Annotated in this window: 4 protein-coding genes; all 4 read left to right on the top strand. The window is 61.7% G+C overall.

From position 1 onward, the window contains the following. Positions 1–32 precede the first annotated feature (32 nt). The 4 genes from JQ628_RS16945 to JQ628_RS16930 all read left to right on the top strand — a co-directional run bounded on the left by JQ628_RS16945 (position 33) and on the right by JQ628_RS16930 (position 7,411). The gene (locus JQ628_RS16945; RefSeq protein ID WP_212223892.1) at positions 33–3,365 is read left to right on the top strand and encodes a beta strand repeat-containing protein; all 3,333 of its coding nucleotides are present in this window, start codon (positions 33–35) and stop codon (positions 3,363–3,365) included. 111 nt (positions 3,366–3,476) lie between these two features. Beyond that, positions 3,477–5,396 carry a hypothetical protein gene (locus JQ628_RS16940; protein ID WP_212223891.1) on the top strand — a complete coding sequence of 640 codons (1,920 nt, stop codon included), beginning with the start codon at positions 3,477–3,479 and terminating at the stop codon, positions 5,394–5,396. A 301-nt stretch (positions 5,397–5,697) separates the two neighbouring features. Beyond that, a complete protein-coding gene (locus JQ628_RS16935) occupies positions 5,698–6,495 on the top strand; it encodes a sugar phosphate nucleotidyltransferase (RefSeq protein WP_212223890.1) in 798 nt (265 codons plus the stop codon). Next, complete coding sequence (locus tag JQ628_RS16930; RefSeq protein ID WP_212223889.1) at positions 6,488–7,411, top strand: NAD-dependent epimerase/dehydratase family protein; 924 nt, start codon at positions 6,488–6,490, stop codon at positions 7,409–7,411. The genes JQ628_RS16935 and JQ628_RS16930 overlap by 8 nt, the downstream gene beginning before the upstream one ends. Positions 7,412–7,456 lie beyond the last annotated feature (45 nt).

Here is a 7,456-nt window from a genome sequence, read left to right as displayed (position 1 = left end):
GCTTCGTGCAAAACCCCGACGGCAGCCTCACCGTGACCGACTTGCGTGCCGGCTCTCCCGACGGCACCGATACCGACGCCAACATCCAGTTCTATCGGTTCGGCAACGGGGCGACGTTCACTCAGGCCCAGTTACTGAACCGCGCCGCCCTGGTGACGGCGCAACCCACCGGTCCGGATGCGTCGGTCTCCGAGGCCGGGCTGAATCCGGATGGCTCGAGCGCGCCCGCGGACACGGAGACAATGACGGGCAGCTTCTCCATCCTTGCAATTGACGGGATCCAGGACATCGTGGTTGGCGGGACGACGTTCTCGCTGGAGCAGATTCAGGCCTTCGGTACCACCAACGGGATCGTGAATACCGGCGAAGGCGTTCTGACGTTGACCGGTTACGCCGGGGACGGCTCCAGCGGCACGGTGAACTTCAGCTACACGCTGTCGGGGACGATCGACAATGACAGCAAGGCGCCGGCCGGCAGCGATACGGTCGATGCGACCGGGTTCAACGACAGCATCGTGCTGACAATCCACGGCGTCGGCGGAATCGCGATGGCCAGCGACGACCTGGTGATCCGGGCGGTTGACGACTCGCCGACCGCGGCCGCTGATGGTCCGCACGGGGTGGTGGAGAACGGCGCCAGCTTGGTGTCAGGCAACGTGCTGGACAACGACACCTCCGGTGCGGATGGGCCGACCAGCTTCGTCGCGTGGAATCCAGGCGATGCAATCACGATTGCCGCATTGAACAGCTACGGTACGCTGGTTCAGAACAACGACGGCACCTGGACCTACACGCTGGACAGCAGCCGTCCGGCAACGCAGGCGCTGACGTCGGCTGATGTCCTCAGCAACGTGCTGAACTACACGATCGCGGATGCGGACGGTGATCAATCGTCGGTGGCGCTGACGATCACCATCACGGGTGCGGACGGCACCGCATCGGTGGTGACGGCGCAGCCGATCGGCCCGGACGCCTCGGTGTCTGAGGCCGGGCTCGGCTCGAGTGCCGGGACGACGACGGGCACCTTCACAATCTCGGCAAGCGACGGGATCCAGGACATCGCGGTCGGCGGGACGACTTTCTCGCTAGAGCAGATCCAGGCCTTCGGCTCGACCAATGGAAACGTGAATACAGGCGAAGGCATTCTGACGCTGACCGGTTACACTGGCGATAGTCACGGCGGTACGGTGAGCTTCAGTTACACGTTGTCGGCGACAATCGACAACGACAGCAAGGTGCCCTCGGACGCCGACACGGTCGATGCGAACGGGTTCAACGACAGCCTCCTGCTGACAGTGCATGGATCCACCGGCATCGCGGCTAGCGATAGCCTCGTGATCCGGACAGTCGACGACACGCCAACGGCAGCCGATGATGGCCCGGACACCGTGGTGGAAGGCAGCCTCAGCCCGCTGACGGGCAACGTGCTCGCCAATGACGCTTCCGGGGCGGACGCGCCGATGAGCTTCGTGTCATGGGGAGCGGACGATGCGGCGGCGATCAGCGCGCTGAACACCTACGGCACGCTGGTGCAGAACAATGACGGCAGCTGGAGCTATGCGCTCGACAGCAACCGTGCCGCAACGGCGGCGCTGGCGTCGGGAAGTAATCTGAACTTCACGCTGCACTACACGATCAACGATGCGGACGGCAGCCAATCGTCAGCAGCGCTGACGATCAACATCCAGGGTGTCGATGGCCGCTTCATCATCGGTACCTCGGGCAATAACACTCTGACCGGCTCCTCCACGGCGAATCCGGGCGAGACGATCCTTGGCCTCGGCGGCAATGACACGCTCACGGCTGGCATTGGTGGCAACACCCTTCTCGACGGAGGTGACGGCAACGACACGCTTCGCGATGCGGGCGGGGCCGCCGCCGGCAGTATCGTCAACACCATGAAAGGCGGGGACGGCGACGACACCTATATCGTTGCCAGAACAAACGACATTATCATCGAGCAGCCAACCGGAGGCATCGATACGATCCGGACCGCTCTCGCCGCTTTCGTGATGCCCGATTACGTTGAGAACTTCATTTACACGGCCACGACCGGCACGACTGTTACCGGCAACGCGTCGGATAATACTTTCAGCGGCTTTGACGGGACCAGCAGAATCAACGGCGGCGACGGGACCGACACGGCCGTATTCAGCGGCCTGCTTGGCCAATATACCAAGACCTCCAATGCGGATGGCAGCATCACGCTCGCAGACACGCGATCGGGCACGCCGAATGGCACGGCCACGTTCTCCAGTGTCGAGATGTTCCGGTTCAGCGACGGTCTGGTCGTGACGGCGGCGCAGCTTGTCGCGGCAGTGCTCGTCAACGGAACGGGATCGAGTGACAACCTGACCAGCACAACGCCAGGTGCGATCATCAATGGTTTGGGAGGAGCCGATACCCTGACGGCTGGAGCCGCAAATCAGACGCTGAATGGCGGCGCCGGCGCCGATATCCTGAGGGACAACGGCCTGATCGGCATCACCCTGAGGGGCGATGCCGGTAACGACACCTTCGTTGTCACAAATGCGGGGACCGTGATCAACGAGAATCCCAACGATGGCACCGACACTGTGCAGACGACTCTGTCGAGCCTGCAACTTCACACCGATGTCGAGCGGCTGGTCTACACTGGATCCGGAAGCTTCAGCTCGACGGCAACGGGCGCAGGGCAAACGATCACCGGAGGGGCGGGCGCGGATCAGCTGGGCGACGGCGGGTTCGCCAACGTTACGCTCAGGGGAAGCGGCGGCGCGGATACATTTACCGTCAGCAATGCCCAGACCACGGTGGTTGAAGCAGCCGGGGCGACAAATTCGAAGGTGATGACCTCGCTGTCCAGTTATTCACTGGACAACAACGTCCAGAACCTGACCTACACCGGATCTGGCAACTTCGTCGGCGACGGCAACGGCCTGGCGAACACTATCGCCGGGGGGGCCGGAAACGACACGATCCTGGGCGAGGGAGGCAATGACCGGCTGATCGGTGGTGCCGGCAACGATCGGATGAGCGGCGGCGGTAACAGCGACACTTTCGTTTTCGCGCCGGTCAATCCGATCACCATCAACGGCGCATACGTTGCGGGCTTCGGTCGTGACGTGATCACCGACTTTCTCGCTACCGGCACCAACACCAGCCACGACGTTCTGCAGCTATCGGCGTCGATGTTCGCGGCCGGTACCACCGTGAACTCGCTCGTCAACGGCACTGCCCATAACGCCGCAGGCGGACTCGTCACCGTGACGCAGCAGGGCGCCAATGTCGTGATCGCGATCGATCCGACTGACTCGATCACGCTCAGCAATGTGTCGCTCGCAACGCTCAAGGCAGGCGCATCTGTCGACTTCCACCTGGTCTGATGGCTGACCTGGATGAACATTGGCGGACCACAAGGGGGAGGAAAAGCGTCGCCTGATCAACGGAGTATGTCGCTCAATGCGATGTGGCACAGGATGTTATGGAAACGGGCTATGGCCGTATCAAACCGTCTTCGCTGGAGGCTGCTCGCAGCCGGTCTGCTAGTCGCTCTTGCCGATTGTGGCGCGCTGGCGGCTGCAGCGCAGGAGCCGGTGCCTGTCAAGCGCGAGATTCTTGCGCTCTATGATGGTGCGCAGGAAGGCGGTGCCGAGCACTCGCGGATTCATCGCTTCGCCGAACTGCCGCTCAATCATCTCGGCTTCATCGTCAGATTTCGAGACATTGGCAGAGGGTTGCCGAGTCCGGCCGAGATGGAGCGGTACCGCGGCGTGATCACCTGGTTCGCCGGGCCGGTTGCGGATAGCGACGCCTATCTCGCCTGGGCCAACCAGGTCGCGGGCCGGAGCCTGCGTTATGTGGTTCTGGGCGATATCGGTGTCGTGCCCGGCTCGGCCAATCTTCTGGCAGTGAACCGGCTGCTCAGCATGCTCGGTATCCGTCACACCGGTGATTACATCGGGCCGACGCTGGGAACCCGCGTTGCGTACAAGGATTCCGGCCTGATCGAATTCGAATGCCGCCTTGACTCGGTTATCCCCGACTATCCGGTGATTGCTGCGAACGCGCCCGGTACGCACATCGGACTGATGCTCGAAACACCGCCTTCTGACGGAAGGCGGCCGGCGGTTCTGGTGGCGATCGGTGGGCGAGGCGGATATGCCGCGCTCGGCTACGAGTTCTGCCATCAACGACCCCCGCTGTACCAGGGTAGGTGGCTGATCAATCCGTTTGCGTTCTTTGCTGAGGCTTTGGGTGCGAACGGCCAGCCGGTGCCGGACACCACCACCGCATCGGGCAATCGGCTGTTCCTCGGTGTGCTCGACAATGAAGGCTGGACCCGATCGAGCAAGATCAAGGACGCCCGGAACAATTCACTGGTGGCTGGCGAGGTCGTCCTGCGCGACTTGATCGAGCCGTTCAAAGACCTGCCGACGACCGTCGAGCTTCGCGAGGAGGCTGCCACGAATTTCGGCAGGAGCGGCAGACAGGCGCAAATCCTGCAAGAACGCCTGCTGGCCTCCAGCAACGTCGATTTGCCGTTGCGCCGCCTGCGCGCGACGCTCTCACGGTTCGATGCGGAGCATCCGTCGATTTCAAACCTTGCGCCTTTGACCGCCGCGGGGCCCGATCAACTCATCAATATGCCTATCAGTGATGATAGCTACTACAACAAGGAGGGGCCGGTCGGTGAAAACGGGTTCGTTGCGCTGAAGCAATCCATTCTCAATACCGAGGCACCACGTCGCCTCAAGCCGTTCGCCGTCGGCTACCATGCCTATGTGGGCGAATATCCGGCCCCGCTGCGCTCGGTGAAGGAGGTGCTGCGCGAGGCGAATGATGGCGCCCTTAACCCCGTGTCCGTGGACGGGTATGCGGCCATAGTCGATGGATTCTTTCACGCGCGAATAGATCGCGTCGGCAGCGCGGCCTGGCGGATTAGCAATCGTGGCGCACTACAGACGATCCGGTTCGACGGCGCCGAAGATCGCGAAGTGGACATTCAGCTCAGCGTCGGTGTCGTAGGGCAGAAGCGAGCCGGTACCACGCTCTATGTCGCGCTCGACGAGGCGATCGAGCAGGCCACTGTCGTTCTTCGCCCGTTGGCCCACTCCGGCACGGATGCTCCGAGCATGACTCTCGTCGAGAGCCGATGGCGCGTCGGTCACCTCGTGAAAGGCCCATGTACGGCGAGTTTCGCGGCGCGCGGTTACGGTAGTGGCTCGTTTCTCTGGTCGGGCGCCGTCCCCGGATACTACACGATCAAGGTGGCTCGGGCAGGCGAGGATATCTGGCAGCAGACTGCACAAGCCGATAGTGCCGGAAATTTGAAGTTCGTCGTTCCGGCAACCGCGAGAGATGCGGTCGAGATCAAGATGGATTGCGTCGGCTCCGTTCTCGCACCTCAGCAATAGTCTCTCAGGTAAGCACGGTGGGGTCGTGATTGGATGGTCCAGCTCTCTGCTGGTTGCAGAACGATGCGGGCAACGGAAATCGAGCCCTCAAAGTTCATCTGACGCAAATCAGATATTGGCGTTGGCTGTTGATGCATTCGATAAGTTACAGTCCATGACATCAATACTTCTTGGCTACAGAAATGCAATTTCTGGATACCTGGCGCTACTCTGTTTTCGGCGCTGCGTCATCGGTATGCGGCGGTACCCGTTCTGATAGCAAGCGTGAGGGTGACCGTCGCCGCAATTATGGAGACGGCGTATGAATGAACTTTCTTTTCCCGGGTCGCGGTCTGCGAACAGTCTCGCCTATCCCATCTGCGAACCGCCGCCTGTTATCGTCCGTCAGGCGGTCGTCATGGCAGGAGGCAAGGGTACGCGCCTCCATCCTTATTCGGCGCTGTTCCCGAAACCCCTGATGCCGCTCGGTGACATGCCCATCCTGGAGCTCCTTCTCCGGCGGATGAGAGCGGCTGGAGTGCGCGAGGTGATCATCGCCGTCAATCACCTTCGACATCTGATTGAAGTGTACTTTGGCGACGGTTCGGATCTCGGGCTTAAACTGTATTACAGCGACGAGGACAAGCCGCTAGGTACTGCGGGCGCGCTCGGCAACATGCTCCCTCACCTGGACGATACGTTCTTCGTGACGAACGGCGATCTCCTGACCACGATGAACCTCAGGGATATGGCGCTGCGCCATCTCGCCGAGAATGCCGATGCATCGGTCGGCGTCTATGAGCGCGAGAACAAGATCGACTTCGGCTTGATCGAATTCGACGCCCGGAATCGGATGTGCGCCTACCGCGAGAAGCCGACCAGCAAGTATCACGTCAGCATGGGTGTCTACATCCTCCAACGGGAGGCCGTGCGGCCCCATGTGTCCAACGTCGACTATCTGGACATGCCGAATCTCTTGCTGAAGATCAAAGGCGGCAATGGCAACGTCGTCTGCTACCAGGACAATTGCATCTGGCTTGATATCGGACGGCCCGACGACTTTGCACTTGCGCAGAAGATGTTTGAGGAAGATCGCGAGGCTTTTCTGGGTCATGCGTAGCGCCGTCGTAACTGGCGGTCGGGGTTTCATCGGTCGACATCTTGTCGACGCGCTTCGCCAGCGCGGCGTGGCAGTCACGACGATTGGTCGCAGGCCTTCCGCCGACGTGACGCATGCTGTTCTGGATGAGGCGTCTTGGGATTCATTGGCTCTCGACTGGATCCTCGAAGATGCGGAGCCCGACTGCATTTTTCATCTCGCAGGGCAGGCGCGCGGAACGCCAGCCGAGCTTGCGCACATCAATGGCGATCTGGTGCGCGCCCTGTTTCGCGCGCTCAAACGAACAGGCCTGCGGCCTCGATTGATCATCGCCGGCAGTGCCGCGGAGTACGGCAGTGCGATTCAGGACGGCGAACCCGTCCGCGAAACGGCGACTTGCGCACCGCTCTCCGCCTATGGCATCAGCAAGCAGGCCCAGACCCGCGCGGCGCTTGCTTACGGCGATGCAACCGACACACCCGTGCTGGTGGCGCGCATCTTCAATGCGCTGGGCCCCAATATGCCAACGCATCTGGCGATCGGGGACTTTGCCAGCCAGATCGCGTCCATGCCAGGCAACCGCGGCACGCTGCATGTCGGCAATATTGATGTGCGGCGTGACATGATCGACGTTGAGCACATTGCCACGCTGCTGTGCCAGCTCGCGGACAAACTGGATGCCCGCGGCGTCGTGAATATCTGTAGCGGCCAGGCGCCGCTTTTGCGCGATCTGGTCGAGATGCTGATAGAGTTCTCCGGCCGGAAGGTGGACATCGAGGTGGACTGGTCGAGGGTGCGAGGCAACGAGCCACGCACCATCATCGGGAGTACCGATCTGCTCGAAACGCTCGGCTGTCCACCTCCGCCGACTGACTTCCAAGGCCTGATCGCGCGCATATCTCGCGAGATGGAACAAGGCGCAACGCTGTTGTCATGATCGAAGAAGGGTCCTCTATCGACCGACTGGCCGCCGGCTGGGGGC

The sequence above is a fragment of the Bradyrhizobium lablabi genome, from assembly GCF_018129385.1.
Classification (GTDB): Bacteria; Pseudomonadota; Alphaproteobacteria; order Rhizobiales; family Xanthobacteraceae; genus Bradyrhizobium; species Bradyrhizobium lablabi_C.
Note: the sequence above shows the minus strand (reverse complement) of the source record. Positions and strands in the feature narration are given on the sequence as shown.